Annotated in this window: 18 protein-coding genes; 14 read left to right on the forward strand and 4 right to left on the reverse strand. The window is 46.1% G+C overall.

Translation table 11 applies throughout. The features are described from left to right. The first annotated feature begins 151 nt into the window (after window positions 1-151). Window positions 152-1,600 (forward strand): hypothetical protein, encoded by a 1,449-nt coding sequence (locus Q337_RS0108970; RefSeq protein ID WP_026471314.1) that lies wholly within the window; start codon window positions 152-154, stop codon window positions 1,598-1,600. Between the two features lie 61 nt (window positions 1,601-1,661). Here the strand turns inward: Q337_RS0108970 and Q337_RS0108975 are convergent, their stop codons facing one another. Beyond that, on the reverse strand, window positions 1,662-2,942 hold the full coding sequence (locus Q337_RS0108975; RefSeq protein ID WP_407636772.1) for a class I SAM-dependent methyltransferase: 1,281 nt from the start codon (window positions 2,940-2,942) through the stop codon (window positions 1,662-1,664). Between the two features lie 129 nt (window positions 2,943-3,071). Between Q337_RS0108975 and trhA the strand changes: the two genes are divergently transcribed. The 3 genes from trhA to Q337_RS18370 all read left to right on the forward strand — a co-directional run bounded on the left by trhA (window position 3,072) and on the right by Q337_RS18370 (window position 7,004). After that, on the forward strand, window positions 3,072-3,722 hold the full coding sequence (trhA, locus tag Q337_RS0108980; protein WP_026471316.1) for a PAQR family membrane homeostasis protein TrhA: 651 nt from the start codon (window positions 3,072-3,074) through the stop codon (window positions 3,720-3,722). A 332-nt stretch (window positions 3,723-4,054) separates the two neighbouring features. Then, complete coding sequence (locus Q337_RS0108985) at window positions 4,055-5,356, forward strand: MFS transporter (RefSeq protein ID WP_026471317.1); 1,302 nt, start codon at window positions 4,055-4,057, stop codon at window positions 5,354-5,356. A gap of 172 nt (window positions 5,357-5,528) precedes the next feature. Then, entirely contained in the window at window positions 5,529-7,004 is a 1,476-nt protein-coding gene (locus Q337_RS18370; RefSeq protein ID WP_051526747.1) for a GGDEF domain-containing protein, read from the forward strand. A gap of 30 nt (window positions 7,005-7,034) precedes the next feature. Here the strand turns inward: Q337_RS18370 and Q337_RS0108995 are convergent, their stop codons facing one another. Then, window positions 7,035-8,045, reverse strand: a complete 1,011-nt coding sequence (locus Q337_RS0108995; RefSeq protein ID WP_026471318.1) for a metallophosphoesterase — start codon at window positions 8,043-8,045, stop codon at window positions 7,035-7,037. Between the two features lie 259 nt (window positions 8,046-8,304). On the opposite strand from Q337_RS0108995, the gene Q337_RS0109000 reads away from it, so the two are divergent. Continuing rightward, entirely contained in the window at window positions 8,305-9,927 is a 1,623-nt protein-coding gene (locus Q337_RS0109000; RefSeq protein ID WP_026471319.1) for a phospholipase D family protein, read from the forward strand. 127 nt (window positions 9,928-10,054) lie between these two features. Here the strand turns inward: Q337_RS0109000 and Q337_RS0109005 are convergent, their stop codons facing one another. Then, the gene (locus Q337_RS0109005; RefSeq protein ID WP_026471320.1) at window positions 10,055-10,894 is read right to left on the reverse strand and encodes a lysophospholipid acyltransferase family protein; all 840 of its coding nucleotides are present in this window, start codon (window positions 10,892-10,894) and stop codon (window positions 10,055-10,057) included. 257 nt (window positions 10,895-11,151) lie between these two features. Between Q337_RS0109005 and Q337_RS0109010 the strand changes: the two genes are divergently transcribed. The 9 genes from Q337_RS0109010 to Q337_RS0109050 all read left to right on the forward strand — a co-directional run bounded on the left by Q337_RS0109010 (window position 11,152) and on the right by Q337_RS0109050 (window position 17,984). Continuing rightward, the gene (locus Q337_RS0109010) at window positions 11,152-11,766 is read left to right on the forward strand and encodes a superoxide dismutase (protein WP_026471321.1); all 615 of its coding nucleotides are present in this window, start codon (window positions 11,152-11,154) and stop codon (window positions 11,764-11,766) included. Then, window positions 11,759-11,935 carry a hypothetical protein gene (locus Q337_RS18825; RefSeq protein ID WP_156935758.1) on the forward strand — a complete coding sequence of 59 codons (177 nt, stop codon included), beginning with the start codon at window positions 11,759-11,761 and terminating at the stop codon, window positions 11,933-11,935. The genes Q337_RS0109010 and Q337_RS18825 overlap by 8 nt, the downstream gene beginning before the upstream one ends. A 132-nt stretch (window positions 11,936-12,067) precedes the next feature. Further along, on the forward strand, window positions 12,068-13,549 hold the full coding sequence (gene hflX, locus Q337_RS17275; protein ID WP_084494786.1) for a ribosome rescue GTPase HflX: 1,482 nt from the start codon (window positions 12,068-12,070) through the stop codon (window positions 13,547-13,549). A 197-nt stretch (window positions 13,550-13,746) separates the two neighbouring features. Then, window positions 13,747-14,172 (forward strand): hypothetical protein, encoded by a 426-nt coding sequence (locus tag Q337_RS17280; protein WP_051526806.1) that lies wholly within the window; start codon window positions 13,747-13,749, stop codon window positions 14,170-14,172. A 289-nt stretch (window positions 14,173-14,461) separates the two neighbouring features. Then, the gene (locus Q337_RS0109030) at window positions 14,462-15,130 is read left to right on the forward strand and encodes an LrgB family protein (RefSeq protein ID WP_026471322.1); all 669 of its coding nucleotides are present in this window, start codon (window positions 14,462-14,464) and stop codon (window positions 15,128-15,130) included. A gap of 262 nt (window positions 15,131-15,392) precedes the next feature. Then, complete coding sequence (locus tag Q337_RS0109035; protein ID WP_034279832.1) at window positions 15,393-15,851, forward strand: DUF2147 domain-containing protein; 459 nt, start codon at window positions 15,393-15,395, stop codon at window positions 15,849-15,851. A gap of 120 nt (window positions 15,852-15,971) precedes the next feature. Further along, entirely contained in the window at window positions 15,972-16,418 is a 447-nt protein-coding gene (locus Q337_RS0109040; protein WP_034279836.1) for a DUF2147 domain-containing protein, read from the forward strand. Window positions 16,419-16,887: 469 nt separating this feature from the next. Further along, the gene (locus Q337_RS0109045; protein WP_051526748.1) at window positions 16,888-17,334 is read left to right on the forward strand and encodes a DUF2147 domain-containing protein; all 447 of its coding nucleotides are present in this window, start codon (window positions 16,888-16,890) and stop codon (window positions 17,332-17,334) included. A gap of 92 nt (window positions 17,335-17,426) precedes the next feature. Further along, the gene (locus Q337_RS0109050) at window positions 17,427-17,984 is read left to right on the forward strand and encodes a hypothetical protein (RefSeq protein WP_026471326.1); all 558 of its coding nucleotides are present in this window, start codon (window positions 17,427-17,429) and stop codon (window positions 17,982-17,984) included. On the opposite strand, the gene Q337_RS0109055 is transcribed toward Q337_RS0109050, so the two are convergent. Further along, window positions 17,930-18,769, reverse strand: coding sequence for a symmetrical bis(5'-nucleosyl)-tetraphosphatase (locus Q337_RS0109055; protein WP_026471327.1), 840 nt, complete (start codon window positions 18,767-18,769; stop codon window positions 17,930-17,932). The two genes, Q337_RS0109050 and Q337_RS0109055, sit on opposite strands and share 55 nt — an antisense overlap. Window positions 18,770-18,820 lie beyond the last annotated feature (51 nt).

Consider the following 18,820-nt stretch of genomic DNA (forward strand, 5'->3'; position numbering starts at 1 on the left):
GCTACGCATTAAGTCGTGTAAAGAAACAAATTTAGTTTTTCTTCTTTTTAGTGATTCAATCCCTTCTTTTAAATACAAATGCGATAAATCATGATAATTTATCGCTCATTAAAATCTGCTTTTTATACTTAACAACATATTTGAGAATGCAATGCTTCATCATAAAAATTATGCTGGCTGTCTCGTATTGGCGGCAAGTTCCCTACTGATTAGTGCTTGTGGTGGAAGTAGCAGCACGAACGATCATAATGAAATTAAAATCCCGGAAACCAAGCCTCAGTCCTTTCAGTCCAGCTTTAATAGTACTTTAACGATTGAGGAAAAAACGACGAATGGCTCAAAAAAATATGACATTCCTAGTAAATCAACGAATCAAAAAGACAATGTACTTGCTTATAGCGTAATCACTGAGCTGGCAAATTCACTTGCAACCGAGACGGAGCATGCTGCAACACGGCATCCTCGATTAAATCAATTAATGCGCTTTGCGCTTGATGAAAATGGCAATACTTTCAACCTTGATATTGAATATAACCCGCTTCTAAAAAAAGTAACGTTTTTTTCCTTAACCAAAAACACGATAGATTCTGATAATCCCCAGCAGACCTTTAGCTGTAGACAGGAAGATTCTCAATATGATGATCAATGTTCTGGCTCAACCGTTCAGTATGATCCAGCTACTGGCTCAGTGGATATTAATTTTACTCAGACAATTCTAAAATCCAATAATTCATTGGATAATTTATTAATACTTAATGGAAAGCTTAAGGGTAGACTCTCTATTGCACCGCAAACAGTGCAAGATATTCCCCAAACAAGTCGCGGCTCGGTGATTATAGATGGCAAAACCCATCAGGTTATCGCTGCGGTTAATACTCCGGAGCAAATTATTGGCTCAAGAATATTTAATCAAGGTATTTCTGTTTTAACCGATAATGATATTAATATGTCCTTTAGCAAAGATGATCATGGCCTTTACAGCCAGTATATAGACTTCTTACATGCTGAACCGGCGGATACGCAAAACTTAAGCTTTAAAGATTTACAGTCAGCCAGTCAGTTTACCTTGCTACCGACACTATACAATTTTTCCAGTTTTGGTAATGAACCTAAACCAGCGTCACTCATGATTAGTGCCTCAGTGGAGGCATTAAAGCCACAACAAGTATTAACTCTTCGTCCTATATCATCAAACTCACCAGCCGCAGATCAGAATAACCCCTGGTATTCAAGTAACTCAATTTTTAATAGAAGTAATACGCCTAATGACTTCACCGTTCGCTTGATAAATCACAACACCGTTGCGATTGAAAGCCAGGACATCACAGCAACTATCAAAGATAAAAAAGTAAAGTCTGTTCAACTTAATACGGTATTACTTGATTCTAGCGCCAGTAGCTTAACGCGCTTAATTGTACTTGACTATCAGTGTGGTGAGGCTAATTCACCCTGTAAAGGAATTCAGGTTGAGCCAAATGGATTTGGTGTAAAATTTAATAATACTGTTCTCACCAATTCCAGCCCATCTAACCAAGGCAGTGATAATCCACCCCCTCCAGCCATTACCCTAAATGGTGGACTGGACTATACAGGACGTTAATTCAATTTAGCATCGTTCATCCAAAAGCACGCCATAATCAGCGTGCTTTTGATCATTTATTTTAACCATTCTTTTCGGCTAGCAACTCCTCTAGACTCTGTTTTTCAATCCCATAAAACTGCTTCAATTCCTGTACTTTTTCCAGGATAGCAGCCTGTTTTTTCGCACTCTGCTGTTTTTTTACTGCCAGAATCATCTTGTTTTTGCTGGTATGTTCCAGCGCCACAAATTCAAAAACCTTGGTTTCATAACCGTTGGCTTCCAGCAACAATGCACGCATACTATCAGTCAGCATTTCAGCCTGCTGTCCCAGATGCACACCATATTGCAGCATGGGTTGTAGCAGGCCCGGCATTTTAAGTTGCGGCCGGATTTCCTTATGACAACAGGGCGCGCACATGATGACCGACGCATTCAGGCGAATCCCGGTATGCAGGGCATAATCCGTTGCAATATCGCAGGCATGCAGGGCTATCATGACGTCCACCTTACTCGAACTGGATTCTCGTCTTGCGTCTGGGCGAAGCGGTGCTTCGCTTGATCCAGACTCAGGATTAAAACTGCGCACATCGCCCTGATAAAATGTCATTCCCTGTGCATCAATCGTATTAGCCACCCGATTACAAAACTGCACCAGCTCATCACGTAGCTCTACTCCGGTTACCTCTGCGGTTTTATGCAATTGCTGCACAATAAAATCGTGCACAGCAAAGGTGAGATAGCCTTTGCCTGAACCAAAATCCACCACCGAAATAGATTCGTGCTGTTCCAACTGTGCCTGCCCCACTGCATTGGCAAAAATTTCTACAAACTTGTTAATTTGTTTCCATTTGCGCGACATGGCCGGAATAATCTGGCCCTGCTGATCCGTCACACCCAATTGTTGCAGGAATGGCCGTGATTGCTCCACATAGCGCTGTTTGGCACGGTTATGCAGTGCGCCGGTTTGAGAGCTATTTTTAGGTTGCATGCCATTTTGTCCAAGCTGCAAACTTGCCTGTTGCGTGAGCAGCGGTTTGCCTTTTTTACTGATCATTAACTGATATTCAGTGCTGGTTGTTTTGACATTAACCTGCTTAAAGCCTGCATCCAGTTGCCGGGTAATTTCGGCCAGTGCATCGCTCAAGGTATAGTTTTTGGTGATGTCACGAGTCTGATAGCGATAAACCATGCTCAGCATAGGCTGGTCTTTTAAATAAACTGTGCGAATCTGGATTTTTTCCAGCCCGGCTTCACTGCCCTTATATTTGCTTAAACTGATTTTTTCCAGTTGACCCGCCGCAAAACCATTGCTAATGATGTGATGTAACTGATGAACGCTGTCCGATGAAGATACAGGCAGTGGCTGGTCAGACATGGCAATACCCAGTTTTACAATAACGAAAACAGATATGATAAAACATCCCACTGATGAGTGCTAAAAATGCCCTTAAATTTATGTTAATGTGAGGCAAAACAGGTTTGTATTAGCATGAATTCATCCAGTCCCATGATGCCTTATAACAGCCAGGAAGAACGCATCAATGCCCTAACGCATGCGCTGGGTGCTGTACTGGCGCTCATTGCTGGTATTTTTTTACTCAAAAAAGGCCTCGGCAGCTTAAGCAATGCGCAAAGCACCGGACTGGTAATTTATAGCATCAGTATGGTGGTGCTGTTTTTAGCATCTACCCTGTATCACAGTATTCAGTCGCCTAAAGCGCGTACCTTTTTAAAACAACTGGATCACAGTGCGATTTACCTGCTGATTGCAGGCACATATACGCCATTTTTAATGATTAGCCTTGAGGGTTTTAAAGCAGAGCTGCTGTTGTGGATTTTATGGGGCATGGCAGGCCTTGGTATTATTTTTAAGCTGTTTTTTATCCATCAGTTTCCCAAGGTTTCCCTGACTGCGTATCTGGTGATGGGTTGGCTTGCCGTGTTTGTATTGCCGGATATTTATCATGCCTTACCCTCGGCAGGATTTTTCTGGCTGGTTGCAGGCGGTGTGAGCTACACACTGGGAACGATTTTTTATGCAGCCAAGAAATACCCTTATACTCATGCCATCTGGCATTTATTTGTGCTGATAGGCGCTGCCTGTCATTGCTGGGCAATTTACACTTATGTTTTGCCTTAACAAATAACTATGGCCTAAGTATTCACCAAGCTTTTTAAAGTAATTTTTACAGCAGTGCATTTTTATAATGCTGATCCTTAGCAGCAATTTACTAAACCCTGTCAGATTATAATTTTACCCATAATTCAGGTTGTAGATTTTTTGCCATAAACTTCTGGATGATACTGGCTTGTTAAAAATACAGACTTTATAAAAAACAGTATCAAACACTGGTATCACAACCCGGCTGGTGGCAATATTAACCGCTTAATAAATTGTGTCTTTTTTAGTCAGGCTAATGAATTCCTATCATTTCCTGAATTAAAAAATACTTTACTGCACAACCGGGATAGATGATGAGTAATGTTGCTGTGGCAGCGCCTGCCAAAACCAACTCAAAAGCAACGGTGCTGTTTGCCAGCCTGATCGGCACCACGATTGAATTCTTTGATTTTTATATTTTTGCTACTGCTGCAGTTCTGGTATTTCCAACCCTGTTTTTTCCGGGTAATGATCCTGATCTGGCTCGCTTACAATCCTTTATGACCTTTGCGATTGCGTTTTTTGCGCGACCCATTGGTTCTGCCCTGTTTGGACATTTTGGTGACCGGATTGGCCGCAAAGCAACGCTGGTTGCCGCCTTACTCACCATGGGACTCTCAACCGTTGCCATTGGTTTGTTGCCCAGTTATGCACAGGTTGGCGTGCTTGCTCCTTTGCTGCTGGCACTATGCCGCTTTGGACAGGGATTGGGTCTGGGTGGTGAATGGGGTGGTGCGATATTGCTGGCGACCGAAAACGCCCCGCCCGGTAAACGGGCATGGTATGGCATGTTTCCACAACTGGGCGCGCCGATTGGTTTTTTAATGGCCAGCGGTTCTTTTCTGCTTTTGGGTGAATTCCTGAGCGAAGCAGACCTGTTTGCCTGGGGCTGGCGCCTGCCTTTTATTGCCAGTAGTGTGCTGGTGCTGATAGGGCTGTTTGTGCGCCTAAAAATTCATGAAACTCCTGTGTTTCAGGCCACACTGGACAAGCATGAGCAGGTTAAGGTTCCCATGCTTACTGTGTTTAAACATCATGGAAAAATGCTGTTTTTAGGCACTTGTATTGCGCTGGCCACCTTTGTGCTGTTTTATTTGGTGACTGTTTTTGCCCTAAGCTGGGGTACGACCAGTCTGGGTTATAGCCGCGAGCATTTTCTGGTTTTGCAGATGATTGCGATTTTGTTTTTTGCGGCTTGCATTCCGGTTTCTGCACTGCTGGCAGACCGTCATGGCCGTAAAGTTACTTTAGGCATTATTTCACTGGCAATTGCCGTGTTTGGCCTATTTATGGCTCCCCTGCTCAACAGCGGCACCGATGCAGGTGTGCTGGGCTTTTTGTGTGTTGGATTAGCCCTGATGGGACTCACCTATGGGCCTCTGGGTACTATTTTATCTGAATTGTTCCCGACGAATGTCCGCTATACCGGCGCATCATTGACGTTTAACCTTGCTGGAATTTTTGGGGCTTCACTTGCGCCTTCAATTGCAACATGGCTGGGTAAACAGTATGGCCTTGGCGCAGTAGGCTATTATCTGGCCGCGGCTGCCGTGATTACCCTGCTAGCAGTGCTGGTGACGCAGGAAACAAAAAATCAGCAATTGGACAATTAAACACAGCGCTAATCGTCGGTTTTTTCATGTAGTTTTAAATGAAGTCAGCTAAGCTTGAATGCGAAGCTGGCTTTTAACTATAGACTTGATGCTAATGCCTAAAACCAGCCTATGGGTACTGGTTTAGATTAAAACAGAGCGGCTGATGCCCTCATAAAAGGACGAGGAAATATTGGTTAAACTTTCCCATCAGCAACCTAATCTGCACTACATTGATGAGCGCATTTTCCTGCTTAAAATTGCAGTGCTGCTGATTTGTTTACCCTCAATACTGGTGTTGTATGGCTGGCTGTGTGAAAGCCGCCTACTGGCCTGGTTATTCCCGTCCGGCATTTCCATGAAGGCCAACTCGGCGTTTTGCTTTATCATCGCCAGCGCTGCCTTACTGCTGTTCCTGACCCGGCGTCCGCTAGCTATAGTGGTTCAGCGTATCCTGTCGCTCACCCTGATTGGCATTGGGCTAATAACGGCTTACCAGTATATTAGCGGTACTGATCTGCCTTATGTAGATTCCTTGCTGGTTCAGAATCAGTTGATCCAAAATGATCCTGACAACCAGCTATTTTCAAACCGGATGTCACCGCTGTCTGCCATTAATTTTACTTTAAATGGCCTAAGTATTTTTTTACTGACCTTCCGTAATTATCACATCTTAAACCTGGCCCGTATTATTACTATCCCGGTTATCCTGACTGCCATCATGGTACTGATTGGTTATGCCTATGGGGTACGTGAGCTGTACCGCTTTGGTTTTTATGTGCCTTTGTCGCCTTTGTCGGCCATTGCATTCATTGAGCTGAGCGTAGCGCTGATGTTCATTCATGCCGAACGCGGCTTTATGCGCCTGTTCGTTGGGCAAACACTGGGCAGCAAAATGGTACGCTGGCTGTTGCCTACCCTGATTCTGGTGTTTATCACCATTGGCTGGCTTTGCCGTCAGGGCAACCTGATGCACTGGTACAACAATCAGTTTGAAGTTTCCATGCTGATTTTCCTGACCCTGTTTCTGTCATCCTGCCTGATTATCTGGCAGGCCCGTGCCCAGCATGGTCAGGAACTGCTGCGCCAGCGTGCCCAGCATGCACTAGAACTTAACAATATCAACCTTGAGAAAAAAGTCGAGCGGCGCACGCAGGAACTTAAAAAGCTCATGGAAGAACTGGAAGCCTTAAGCCTGACCGATAGCCTGACCGGCCTTGCCAACCGGCGTGCCTTTGAACAACGCCTGAAAATGGAATGGCAACGCGCCACCCGTTATGAACATCCACTTACTGTTATGCTGATTGATGTGGATCATTTCAAGCGCTTTAACGATGATTTTGGCCACCAGACTGGTGATCATGTATTGGCACAGGTTGGTGCTATTTTACAGCAGGCTGTACGCACGACTGATCTGGCCTGTCGTTATGGCGGTGAGGAATTTGTGATTATCCTACCGGATACCCCAATGGATGATGCCCTACCCATTGCCCATCGCATTCGTGAACAAGTGGCTGACCACCGCTGGGAAGCACGCCAGGTTACGGTGAGTGTTGGGGTAGCCCAGCTTAACCAGCATAAAACCCCCAATCAACTCGTGTCCGATGCTGATCAGGCGCTCTATCAGGCTAAGGCAGCAGGTCGTAATCAGGTGATTTATCTGAGCTGATTAGAACTGGTTGATTCACTACTAAACGTATCAATGCACATGCAAAATATCAATAGTAGGCGGCGTTCTAAACCTTAAAGGTATGCCCACCAGTCCAGTACCAACCGTGACAAATACCTGGGCATTTTTGACCTGATATAGGCCCTTTTTAAAGCCCAGCAAAGATACCCGGCTTAGCACATAATCGGTAAGCCACGGTAACTCCAGTTGGCCACCGTGCGTATGGCCTGACAGCATCAGCGGGCGATAGGGTAAATCGGGTACTTGTGCCACCGTATCCGGGTTATGCGCCAGAATGAGCCAGGGTTTATCCTGTGGCAGCGCTGGCATGGCTTGCATGTCTGCTTTACCTGCCCATAAATCCCCCACCCCAATCAGACGGATTTCATTCATTTCAATAATTTTTCCTTCGATGGGAATAATATTGGCAGCTTCAAGTCCTTCCTTGAGCACCTGCTGAATGGGTGGTCCCGGTATTTGCTCATCATGATTACCCGGCACTGAATAAGCCGGTGCGTTAAAACCGGATAGAATTTTCAGGTCTTTAATCAGTTGGTCACTGGGTTCATAAGTCCAGTCCCCGGAAATCACAATAAAGTCCGGTTGTTCCTGATTCACCAGATTGACAATGCGTTTAAGCTGACGGGCACGTCCTGAAAACAGGCCCACATGAATATCGGCCAGCAAGGCTACCCTTAAGGGGTCCTGCAAGGGTGGCGAATCATGTAAGTGTACCGGGGTGCGACGGACAACCAGAATCTGCGGTTCCACAAAGCGGGCATAAATTAAAAAAACCGACAGCAGCAACATCGGCACCGCTTGCCATGCATCCTGCAGACCAATTGACCACTGCCAGAGCGTCCATGAGAAAAACGGCAAGGTCAGATATAAACCGTAATAGACAAATAACAAAATAAAGGTCTTGAATGGCGAAACAGTCAGGGAATGACGGCAGCCATGAATCGCACGGATTACAGCATATACTGCCAGAAGCAGAAAAATGCCATTAAAAATAATCTGTACTGAAGCAGGGTCAGTCATTATTTCTCCACTGGTTGAAAACCCCAAGCTATGGGGCAGTATCAGGCGTTGATTCAATTCTATATAAATAGCGTTACGTAAACACAAAACTCATTGAATTACAGCTTGTTCATTTCTATTCTAGCAACACACAGTTATTTATTTATTTTAGTCAAGCAGTGCTTATACTATGTAAGCATTTCGCAACCAGTTTAATGATTGTGTGTCCCTGATTTTTACTCACTAACTCATTATTTTCTTGAAGAATAGGATATCCTGCATGGAGCGCCAGACGACCTCAGGCTTTCTCTCCCAGTGGCTGAAGCTTGCGTTCATTTTTTGTTTAGGTTTTCTGCTGTATGCCTGCTCCAGCCTGCCGGAACGGATGCCTGTCAAACCCAGTTATTACATTTCTGATACTGGTAATACGCAACTTGGCCAACTGTTTGAAACGCGTAAGGCAGCGCATGAAGGGCTAACCGGCTATCACTTGCTGATTGACCCGATTGATGCCATTGCTGCACGTTTAATGCTGATTGAAAAAGCGCAAAAAAGTCTGGATCTGCAATATTACATCTGGCACAACGACAAGGTTGGCGCGCTGGCACTGGAAGGCCTGCTGCGTGCGGCAGATCGTGGCGTTAAAGTACGTCTGCTGCTGGATGATAATAATACTGGCGATCTGGATGCCAGCCTGCTGGCACTTGATCAGCACCCGAATGTGGAAGTTCGCCTGTTTAACCCGTTTGTGTACCGCAAATGGCGCATGCTGAATTATGTGCTGGACTTTAGCCGCAATAACCATCGCATGCATAACAAGACATTTATTGCTGACACTCAGGTCGCGCTAGTCGGCGGACGCAATATCAGCAACCAGTATTATGATGCTGGTGAGAGTTTCCAGTTTTCCGATATCGATGTGATGATGGTGGGACAAGTGGTGCCAGAAGTTGCCAAGTCGTTTGACGATTACTGGAACTACCCGATGGCCTATCCGGTTAGCCAGATGATCAATGCTAATGATCATCAGCTCACCCTCAACCAGTTACGTTTTCAGTTGGCCCATTATAAGGCCACCAGTACCGCACAAAATTACCTGAACCTAACCCGGGAACAGGCCGATTTTAATAACTGGCTGTCCGGTGACGAAAAAATGCAGTGGGTGCCTGTGCATCTGGTGCAGGATTCGCCTGAAAAAATTAACAAGGACGCCAACCGCAGTGAACACCTGACATTCCAGCTACAGAACTTGGTGGGCAAACCACAAAAGCAACTGGATATTATTTCAGCCTATTTTGTACCTGCCGATACAGGCACTGAATCGCTGATCAACCTGAAACGCCAAGGCGTACGGGTACGGGTGCTTACCAACTCCTATGCAGCCAATGATGTGGGCGTAGTACATGCTTTTTATGCCAAACGACGCAAAGAGTTGCTGGAAAATGGCATTGAGCTATATGAATTTTTACCACAGTCACGTACTGTAAAAAGCCGCAAGGGCAAAAAAAATCACATTAGTGCCTTAGCCGATGACAGTGCCGACAAGAAGGGTTTGAATGTGGGTGACAGCAGCGACGCTAGCCTGCATGCTAAAATGATGACGTTTGATAACCAGCAGGCTTTTATTGGGTCTTTTAACTTTGATCCGCGCTCGGCCAATTTAAATACCGAAATTGGTGTTATCCTGGATAGCCCCACGCTGGCTACCCAGGTTTCCAAGGATCTGGACAGCGCCATTATGAATATTGCCTACCGCGTGCGACTCAATGAACGTGGCAAAATTGTCTGGGAAGAAAAAACACCCACGGGTATCAAAATTTATACTCAAGAACCCAACATTAGCCCGGTCAAGCGTTTTGGCTTGAAAATGCTGTCTTACCTGCCGCTGGATGGGTATATGTAAACCTATAAAGCTTAGATATCATTAGTCATCAATCAAAGCGCTATTTTGAATCTACTCTCAACAGCGCTACTTTCTATAGTTACCTGTCTATCTATAATATATAACTAATAGCTGCGAATTAGACTCATCATGCTGAGTAGGCTGGCTGAAGCACTTGCTGCTGCAATGCCAGCAGCCCTTCACTCATCTGGCGGTGCAGTTCTGCCGTTAAAGATTCTACATCGTGGCCTTCTGGTGAAATTGCAGGCAATGGCATCAGATGTGCACGTATTTTTTTAAGTGCCAAGACCTGAAACAAGTGTGGCACAAAACCGTTATCATCAACAAATGGTACAATTTGGTCCAGTTGCCCCTGCTCATTCACATAGCACAGCACCAAGGGCTGAATGGCTGTCCGTGTTGCTATGGCCGAGGCTAGTAGCTTGCCATGCAGGCGCTTTACCGCACTGCCATCGGTGGTGGTGGCTTCAGGAAAAAACAGTACGGGAATTTTCTGGTTTAAAAATCCGGAAATCTGTTCTTTAACCACCACAGAATCACCAGAACCACGCTTGATAAATAGCGTTCCACCTGCCTGTGCCAGTCGGCCAAATACGGGCCAATTCTGGATTTCTGCCTTGGCCAGAAAGAAAATCCGGGTTTGCGAGCCAATCACTGCTACATCCAGCCACGACACATGATTGCTGACCCAGAGAGCATGTTCAACAGGCATCGGTGCATGAACCGTCACTTCAATATCCAGTGCCTCGCACAGGCGACGGCAAAAATAGCGCACCATTCGCGTATGTTTTGGCTGGTTAGGCTGGCTAAATGCACCTTCCCGAAACGCCAGTCCAAAACCCTCATTAATCACTTTAAGCAAGGCAGTCATGTGTTTTAACTGCCTGAGCGTCAATTGGCCCTTAACCTTTAACTGCTTAAATTGCTTTAATGAAACAAAAGGAACCTGGGACGGAAATAAATTCAACGTTTTCACCTGACTTATCGCTAAAAGCGGTGACCCGCCTGCTTAGCGTTTAACTAAAATGACCACAATATAGTGCCATATTTTCGGGCTAAAAAAATGAATGATAAAGCAGGCTTTTAAAAATCATCTGGATGTGATTTTCCCCATACAACCCAAAATTATCTTAGTTAAATACATTTGATAATAATTATCATTTGCGTTAATGCATTTATTTCTTTATTCTCAATCATCACTTTTGCCTTACTCCCGGACTGATCATGGCTTATCAATTACCCGAACTCGCCTATGCCTACACTGCACTCGAGCCACATATTGATGCCAAAACCATGGAAATCCATCACAGCAGGCATCATCAGACTTACATCAACAACTTGAATGCAGCCATTACAGGTACAGTATGGGAAAAGCTGACGGTTGAAGAACTGCTTTCCCGCGTTGGCGAAATTCCTGCCGAACTCCGCAACACGGTCATTAACAACGCTGGTGGACATGCCAATCATTCGCTGTTCTGGACTGTCATGCAGCCTGATGCAGCGCAACAGCCTGTAGGTGTACTGGCACAGGCTATTGAAGATAATCTGGATGGTTTTGATGCTTTTAAGGCGGCATTTACCAAGGCGGCCTTAAGCCGGTTTGGTAGCGGCTGGGCCTGGCTTAATGTTACGCCTGATAAAAAATTAATTGTAGAAAGCACTGGCAACCAGGATTCCCCACTGATGCACGGCAACATCCCTATTCTGGGGCTGGATGTATGGGAACATGCTTATTACCTGAAATACCAAAACCGCCGACCTGACTATATTGGTGCTTTTTATAATGTTATCAACTGGGATGAAGTTTCACGGCGCTATCAGGTAGCACTTGATGCTTAACTCTACACAGGATACCGATACACATATGACCCATAAAACTGCTATTTCGCCGCCCATTGTAAAACCCAGAGCATCTGCCATGCCTCGCCTGCTTCGCTACGTCATTGGTACGCTGATTTTGCTGTCTGGCAGTGCAGTATTACTGATGAATGCTTTTAACAGTTTCTAGATCAATAGCACTGTTAATACAGCGTCAACGCATGACCTGCGCTTGCCAAGATCACACAAATAATGCAGCAGACAACCACAAAATTGCTTAAAATAGCTGCTTCTTATTTTCTTGCTACAGGTCAATTCATACGTGGAATATTTTGAGCGGCATCAGGGCGGTGAACGGGCATTGCTGGTTCACATGAGCGTTTATCAGCTTGAAGAACTGGATGTTGAAGAATTCAAGCTGCTGGCCCAGTCTGCCGGCGCTGATATTGTTGACTTGATTACCGGTTCCCGCCAGCGCCCTGACCCCAAGCTGTTTATTGGCAGTGGCAAGGCTGAGGAAATTGCCGCCCGCGTTCAAACTGATGAGATTGATCTGGTCATTTTTGACCACACCCTGACACCAGCGCAGGAACGTAACCTTGAGCGGGTCATGCAGTGCCGGGTCATTGACCGCACTGGCCTGATTCTGGATATTTTTGCCCAGCGCGCACGTACCCATGAGGGCAAGCTACAGGTGGAACTGGCCCAGCTGGAACATTTGTCCAGTCGTCTGGTACGCGGATGGACTCACCTTGAGAGGCAAAAAGGCGGGATTGGTTTACGTGGTCCCGGTGAAACCCAGCTGGAAACCGACCGCCGCCTGCTGAGAATCCGGGTCACCCAGCTCAAGGAACGGCTGGAAAAAGTACGGAAAACCCGTAGTCAGGGTCGTGCTGCACGCCAGAAAGCCGATGTACCAACCATTTCACTGGTGGGCTATACCAATGCCGGCAAGTCCACGCTGTTTAACAAGCTGGCCAACAGTGATGTCTATGCGGCCAACCAGTTGTTTGCCACACTTGACCCCACCTTGCGCCGTCTGGAATGGGATGGTCTTGGTACCGTCGTGCTGGCTGATACCGTGGGTTTTGTGCGTAACCTGCCGCACTCGCTGGTTGATTCCTTTCGCGCCACGCTGGAAGAAACGCTGGAAGCCTCATTATTGCTGCATGTGATTGATGCCAACAGCTCGGAAATGCACGAGCAAATTGAAGCAGTTGAAGCTGTGCTCAAGGAAATTGGCAACAATGTACCAGTGCTGCGGGTCTATAACAAAATTGATGCCAGTGGCGATGAACCCCGCCTGGTGGAAGCCGCACCCAACCAGCCAGACCGGGTGTATGTGTCGGCTTATACTGGCGCCGGGATCAACTTGCTAAAACAGGCAGTACAAACCTGCCTGATGGGCCAGCTGCATGACTTTGAACTCACCCTGCCGGCCAGTGCGGGCAAGTTGCGCAACCAGCTTTATCAGCTCAATGTGGTGCGAAACGAGCAAACACTGGACAATGGCTATAGCGTGCTTCAGGTTCATCTGGCACAGGACCAGCTCCAGCAGTTGATTGGCAAGGCACAGCTTTTGCCGCGCGAGGTATTGCCATCACATCAGGCTGCCTTGTTTGAACGGCCTCTGGAACATTTTGAGCAAACTTCGGCTGAGCAAGCGCAATTTGAGCCCAGTGATGACCCAGAACTTGCGTTTGACTTTGACGATGAAAATCCTTTATTGACAACGCAGGAGCAAGCAGGTCAATCCGATGATGCCTTAGCGCATCCGCTGGAAAAGCCGCGTTCATCCTCTTAAACTGTGCTCTCAAACATTAGCCCAGTTTTAATCTTAATCAATACGTTGATACGCTTAGGTATAGTATTTAGCTAAACTGTTTATTGGCATGTGGTTTATTAGCAAATGGTGGAATAGCACTGATTGTGTTGGAGCGCTATGCTACCGCTGGGATTAATTGGGTCACTCCGGTTTTACAGTTCACTTTAGGCGATATCATGCTGTGGAATAAATATGACTGGCCAGCATTGCTTGCCACTTTAAGCCTGATTGTGCTGGTGCGGGAAAGCTGTGTCTGGTTGATGGGCCTGTTTGCACATCCCGAGCTTGGCAATTTAGTGGGTTTGCTGTTATTGCTGGCAATTCTGGTGCTGTGGCGCAAGATTAAACCCTTGCCCATTCGTATGCTGGATGCCAACACGCATATTATGAAAGAAAGTGCCTTTGCCTTTTTGCCTATTTCAGCAGGTGCCATCATCATGCTGGCGCATCTGGGCAAAGAGCTGCCGTGGTTTCTTTTTATTCTGGTATTTAGCACCCTGCTGCCACTGTGGCTTTATGCACAAATGGCCAAACGCTGGATGAGCTCAGGTAAGCAGAGCACCGCTCTGCCTGAGCGCAAGACGAAGGCTGTGCCTGAGTAGCAAGTATCAGCACGTATTGCTTCATCTAGGCGCAAGAGGCAAGCTCTACTTAAGTAACTCAGCTTAGCAGTGCCGCTTCGCCTTGCGGCATATATGCCTCATCTGCCTAAGCACAAGACCTTGCGACACTGGTGTCTCATATAACTAATTGGGTAAAAACTAATTCAGCGTTGAGTAAATAGTGACCAGATATGAAGACGCTGATTAATTAACATGGTTCTGGCCCAGCGCTTATCACCATTAAATAAACACTTCACAGGCTTAGCCAGTTAAAGAGGAAATTATCACGATGCTATTGGTCATTGCTGGCTTTGTCCTCACACTGGTTGCACATATATTAGCCCGTTTTTTGGGACAGTATTTTCCACGCCTGCCTGTGATTGTGATTGCCATGTTTATTGTACTGGCCCTGTTATGGCTGGTGCGCTGGCCGTATGACCATTACATGCAACAGGTGGATCAGCTATTCCGGCATTTGCTGGGCTATGTCACGGTGGCACTGGCCATTCCACTGGCAGCAATCCGGCTGGATGATGTGCCGCTCAAGGCACTGGTTGGGCTGTTTGTGTTTGCCACCCTCACCAGTGTAGCCATTCCCATGGGGCTGGCTTATGCCGTGCATTTGTCCTCGCCAACCGTACTGGCCTTTGCCACCCGTGCAGTGACCACCCCGATTGCCTTGAATATTGCAACATTAATCCATGCCCCACTGGCTATGGCAAGCCTGATTGTGATTTTATCCGGTCTGGTAGGTGCTGCCCTGTCACCTTTGATCTTGCGTCACCTGAATGATGAGCGCGCCGCAGGACTGGCCTTGGGACTGGCTGCCCATGCCATTGGTACAGTACAAGCCTGGCAACGCGGCCCAGTGGCCGGACGTTATGCGGCTTTTGGCATGGCGGTGAATGGAATTTTAACCGCCATCTGGCTGCCGCTGCTGTTCCTGAATTTGTTTTAATCCAGTGTTTGATTCTCTATTTTATGATCTGCATGGATCCAAATGTAGATATAGTTCCTTAATTTAGCGATAAATGATCGATCCGTTCACATAAAATAGTTGTAGGGAACCTTGTATTCGATTAAATTGTCTACAGATATATCAATGTTAAGTGTTGTTAATTTAATTAACTTCAATTGCCGGTGATCTTATCTGTCCGCGCATCCATGCGCTGCTTAAAAGTAACAGATCATGCGATCGTTGAAGGTTAAGGAGAACCTAGATGTTAAAATCGTTATCCATCGCTTGTGCAGCAAGTTTGACTTTCTTATGTGCTAGTTTTGCCCAGGCAGGTGATTTAACCGGCACATGGCGTACTATTGATGACAAAACCGGCTTTTCCAAAGGTTTGGTTGAAATCAGAAAGGATAGTGCGGGCGCTTATCATGGCACCATTGTTAAAGTTATTCCCCGTCCCGGCTATACGCCCAAGGAAACCTGCCAGAACTGTCCAGCGCCTTACACTAATAAGCCCATGATTGGCTTGACTGTGCTAACTGGTTTACAGCAGGATCCCAAAAATGAAAACAACTTCATCAATGCCAAAGTGCTTGATCCATTGTCCGGTAATATTTACAAAGGTAAAGCCAAGCTGAGTGCTGATGGCCGTCGCTTGACCATGCGTGGTTATGTCGGGATTTCTGCGCTGGGTCGCAGTCAAACCTGGATTCGCGAGGACTAAACCTAACCGCTGCTAAATACTTTTCTTCATTGCAATAGGGCATAATTATTAAAAAAATGATTATGCCCTTTTTTTTGTTTCAGCTACTATTAGAATGATTACTCTAATAAGGATTCTGCAATGAAAAACTGGACACTGGGGTTAGTCTGTCTGATGAGTTGCGCCATAAGCCACGCGGCAGATGTGGCCGGGATCTGGCGTACCATTGATGACCGCACAGGCTTTTCCAAGGCACTGGTCGAAATCAAGAAACAGCCTGATGGTTCTTATACCGGCACCATTATCAAGATCATTCCGCGTCCAAATTACACGCCCAAGGAATTATGCCAGCACTGTCCAGCACCCTATACCGACAAACCAATTCTGGGGCTGACCGTATTATGGGGCCTAAAAGCCGATCCAAACCGTCCTAACCAGTATACTGGCGCTCAGGTACTTGATCCGTTATCCGGCAAGATTTATAAAGGCAAGGCCAAAGTAAATGCGGATAACCGCCAGCTAAGCATGCGTGGTTATGTGGGTATTTCTGCCTTGGGTCGCAGCCAGATCTGGATTCGCGAGCATTAATCAGCCAGCATTTCCTGATTTATTATTTAAAAAAATTTAAACTTACTGAAAGCATGCGAGCCCATTTTTCCATGCTTTCAGTCGTTTTGTTACACTGTTTCGCCACACTATAATCTGCCAATAAATGATCAATAATTATTCATACCAGTCCTTGTTTTGTCAGTTCACCATTAAAATGATTCAACAATAGCTTTTTTTAATTTACAGTTCCGCAATTGAGTTTATTCAGGCTAAACAGTTTTCATATCAATATGAGTAGTATTTAATAATGCGGCTTGCAGAAAGCCCCTTGCAGTGCTTGTAAGAAAATTTTATAACCTCAATCTTAAAATAAATTTAGCCTTAACAATGTATATTCGCATTTATTCCACAGTTAGGATATAAATTGTGTACTGAACAGTTTTGCCCATTAATCACTTTTACTGGTTTAATAGCACCCTGTTTAACCTCTTTTTAGGAAGTATAATTGATGAAAGCATGGATGATGATTCTTGGCAGCTTAAGTCTGGCCTCTGTTGCTAATGCAGCTGATCTCAATGGCGTATGGCGTACGATTGACGATAAAAGTGGCGTCGTCCGTGCCCATATCCAGATGGCCAAACAACCTGATGGCAGTTATATCGGTACACTGATTGAGGATTTTCCAGCACCGGGTGAAAAACCTCTGGTGAACTGCACTAAATGCCCCGCGCCTTATACCAGCAAACCCATCATTGGTCTTCAGATTTTAAAAGGATTTAGAGAAGATCCTAAAAATCCCAACAATTTTATTGACGGCAAAGTGCTTGATCCACGCAATGGACATATCTATAGCGGCAAGGCCAAACTAAGTGCTGATGGCCGGAAGTTTCGCCTACGCGGCTATGTGGGCGTATCAGTATTAGGCCGTAGCCAGACCTGGTTACGTCAGGAATAATTTCTGTCTTGTTCAGCTTTTGTAGCAAGCACTTAACAGAGCCCTAAAATCCTCTACACTGTAGCCACGATAGACTTCGCCTGTGGGTCATCATGGCTACAGTAGCCCTGCATAAAAGCAAATCCCTAGCACTTAAGAAAACCAATTTACCGTATGGCCTGCTCCTGATTCTTTTCATTAGCAGCGCCCTGATCTGGCTGGTATTTTATTGCCTTTCACCTTACTGGTATAGCCGTAGCATGGTTCATCAGCTGAGCCAGAATAACCTTGCCTTAGCTGAACAGGCGATTCCCCAGCATTTGTTACAGCCCTATCAGGCAGACTTGATGACCTCCCAAAGCCTTGCTGTGCAGCAATGGCAAGGGCCGGGTGCCAAATACCTTAAACAGGTCTGGCCAAAAGTGGCAGCCCAGCAAAACTTACATCAGCTATTGCTGCTTCATTTTAACAGTGCACCACCTGATAGCATCAAGCTCGCTTATTCGCGTTTTCCATCGCGTTTTCGGCTGACGGTAGGCAATACACCAGAAAATACCCTGTGGCTTGAATGGCAACGGAAATCATGGAATAACTGGACACTCAGCAAGCTTTGTATTTATAACCCGCAGCCTGTGGCTGAGGTAAATAATTGTTTGTCTTCCAGCCGATAGGCAATGAGTTGCCCACCCCACACGCAGCCCCCATCCAGCGCATGGATATGCGGACTAATTGCCTTACCCTGCAAGGCAGCCCAATGCCCAAAAAATAGTTGTGTATGATTTTCTAGCTGGTCTGGCCACTCAAACCACGGCTTAAATCCTTCCGGCATCGGCGCACTTAAGTCATCCTTGAAGTCAAACTCCAGCCTGCCATTTTCATCGCATAGGCGCATGCGGGTAAGGTAATTGGTAATTACCCGCCAGCGTTCATAACCCGATAAATTCTCCTGCCATGTATCAGGCTGGCTACCGTACATATGGCCTAAAAAAGCATCCAGATGATCCAGCTCACCAGCAATGACTTTTTCCACTTCCCGCGCATACTGGCTGGCCTGTGCCAATGTCCAGATGGGTGGAATCCCGGCATGTACTACTACTGACCCGGCAGTTGGTTGTAACAGTAGCGGCTGCTTGCGCAACCAGTTTAACAGCGCATTACAGTCTGAGGCATCAAAAATCGGCTGGGTGCGGTCTTTATCCTTAATTTTCTGGAAGCCACGCCAGACGGCCAGCAGATTTAAATCGTGGTTGCCCAGTACTGTTCTGGCAGCCCCCAAATCGGCCAGCCGTTTTACTTCGCGTAAAGTATTTAATGAATCCTCACCACGTGCCACCAGATCACCTGCAAAATACAGGCAATCCTGTTGTTCATCAAAAGCCAACCTATCCTTTAAAGCCTGTAGTGCGGCAAAACATCCCTGCAAATCGCCAATAATATACTGATAGCGGTAAGTCATTATCTTGTTCCTGTTTTGCCCATCATGTGCTGTATTGGTTCACGCTTGGCG

This window comes from Alkanindiges illinoisensis DSM 15370 (assembly GCF_000619845.1).
GTDB lineage: Bacteria > Pseudomonadota > Gammaproteobacteria > Pseudomonadales > Moraxellaceae > Alkanindiges > Alkanindiges illinoisensis.

Excerpts from the sequence above, each read along its gene's own strand:
- Q337_RS0109035 (WP_034279832.1), top strand. The coding sequence starts at position 15,393 with ATGTTAAAATCGTTATCCATCGCTTGTGCAGCAAGTTTGACTTTCTTA.
- trhA (WP_026471316.1), top strand. The coding sequence starts at position 3,072 with ATGAATTCATCCAGTCCCATGATGCCTTATAACAGCCAGGAAGAACGC.
- Q337_RS18825 (WP_156935758.1), top strand. The coding sequence starts at position 11,759 with ATGCTTAACTCTACACAGGATACCGATACACATATGACCCATAAAACT.
- Q337_RS0108970 (WP_026471314.1), top strand. The coding sequence starts at position 152 with ATGCTTCATCATAAAAATTATGCTGGCTGTCTCGTATTGGCGGCAAGT.
- Q337_RS0109040 (WP_034279836.1), top strand. The coding sequence starts at position 15,972 with ATGAAAAACTGGACACTGGGGTTAGTCTGTCTGATGAGTTGCGCCATA.
- Q337_RS0109000 (WP_026471319.1), top strand. The coding sequence starts at position 8,305 with ATGGAGCGCCAGACGACCTCAGGCTTTCTCTCCCAGTGGCTGAAGCTT.
- Q337_RS0109045 (WP_051526748.1), top strand. The coding sequence starts at position 16,888 with ATGAAAGCATGGATGATGATTCTTGGCAGCTTAAGTCTGGCCTCTGTT.
- Q337_RS0109055 (WP_026471327.1), bottom strand. The coding sequence starts at position 18,769 with ATGACTTACCGCTATCAGTATATTATTGGCGATTTGCAGGGATGTTTT.
- Q337_RS0109010 (WP_026471321.1), top strand. The coding sequence starts at position 11,152 with ATGGCTTATCAATTACCCGAACTCGCCTATGCCTACACTGCACTCGAG.
- Q337_RS0109030 (WP_026471322.1), top strand. The coding sequence starts at position 14,462 with ATGCTATTGGTCATTGCTGGCTTTGTCCTCACACTGGTTGCACATATA.
- Q337_RS17280 (WP_051526806.1), top strand. The coding sequence starts at position 13,747 with ATGCTGTGGAATAAATATGACTGGCCAGCATTGCTTGCCACTTTAAGC.
- Q337_RS0108995 (WP_026471318.1), bottom strand. The coding sequence starts at position 8,045 with ATGACTGACCCTGCTTCAGTACAGATTATTTTTAATGGCATTTTTCTG.
- Q337_RS0108985 (WP_026471317.1), top strand. The coding sequence starts at position 4,055 with ATGATGAGTAATGTTGCTGTGGCAGCGCCTGCCAAAACCAACTCAAAA.
- Q337_RS0109050 (WP_026471326.1), top strand. The coding sequence starts at position 17,427 with ATGGCTACAGTAGCCCTGCATAAAAGCAAATCCCTAGCACTTAAGAAA.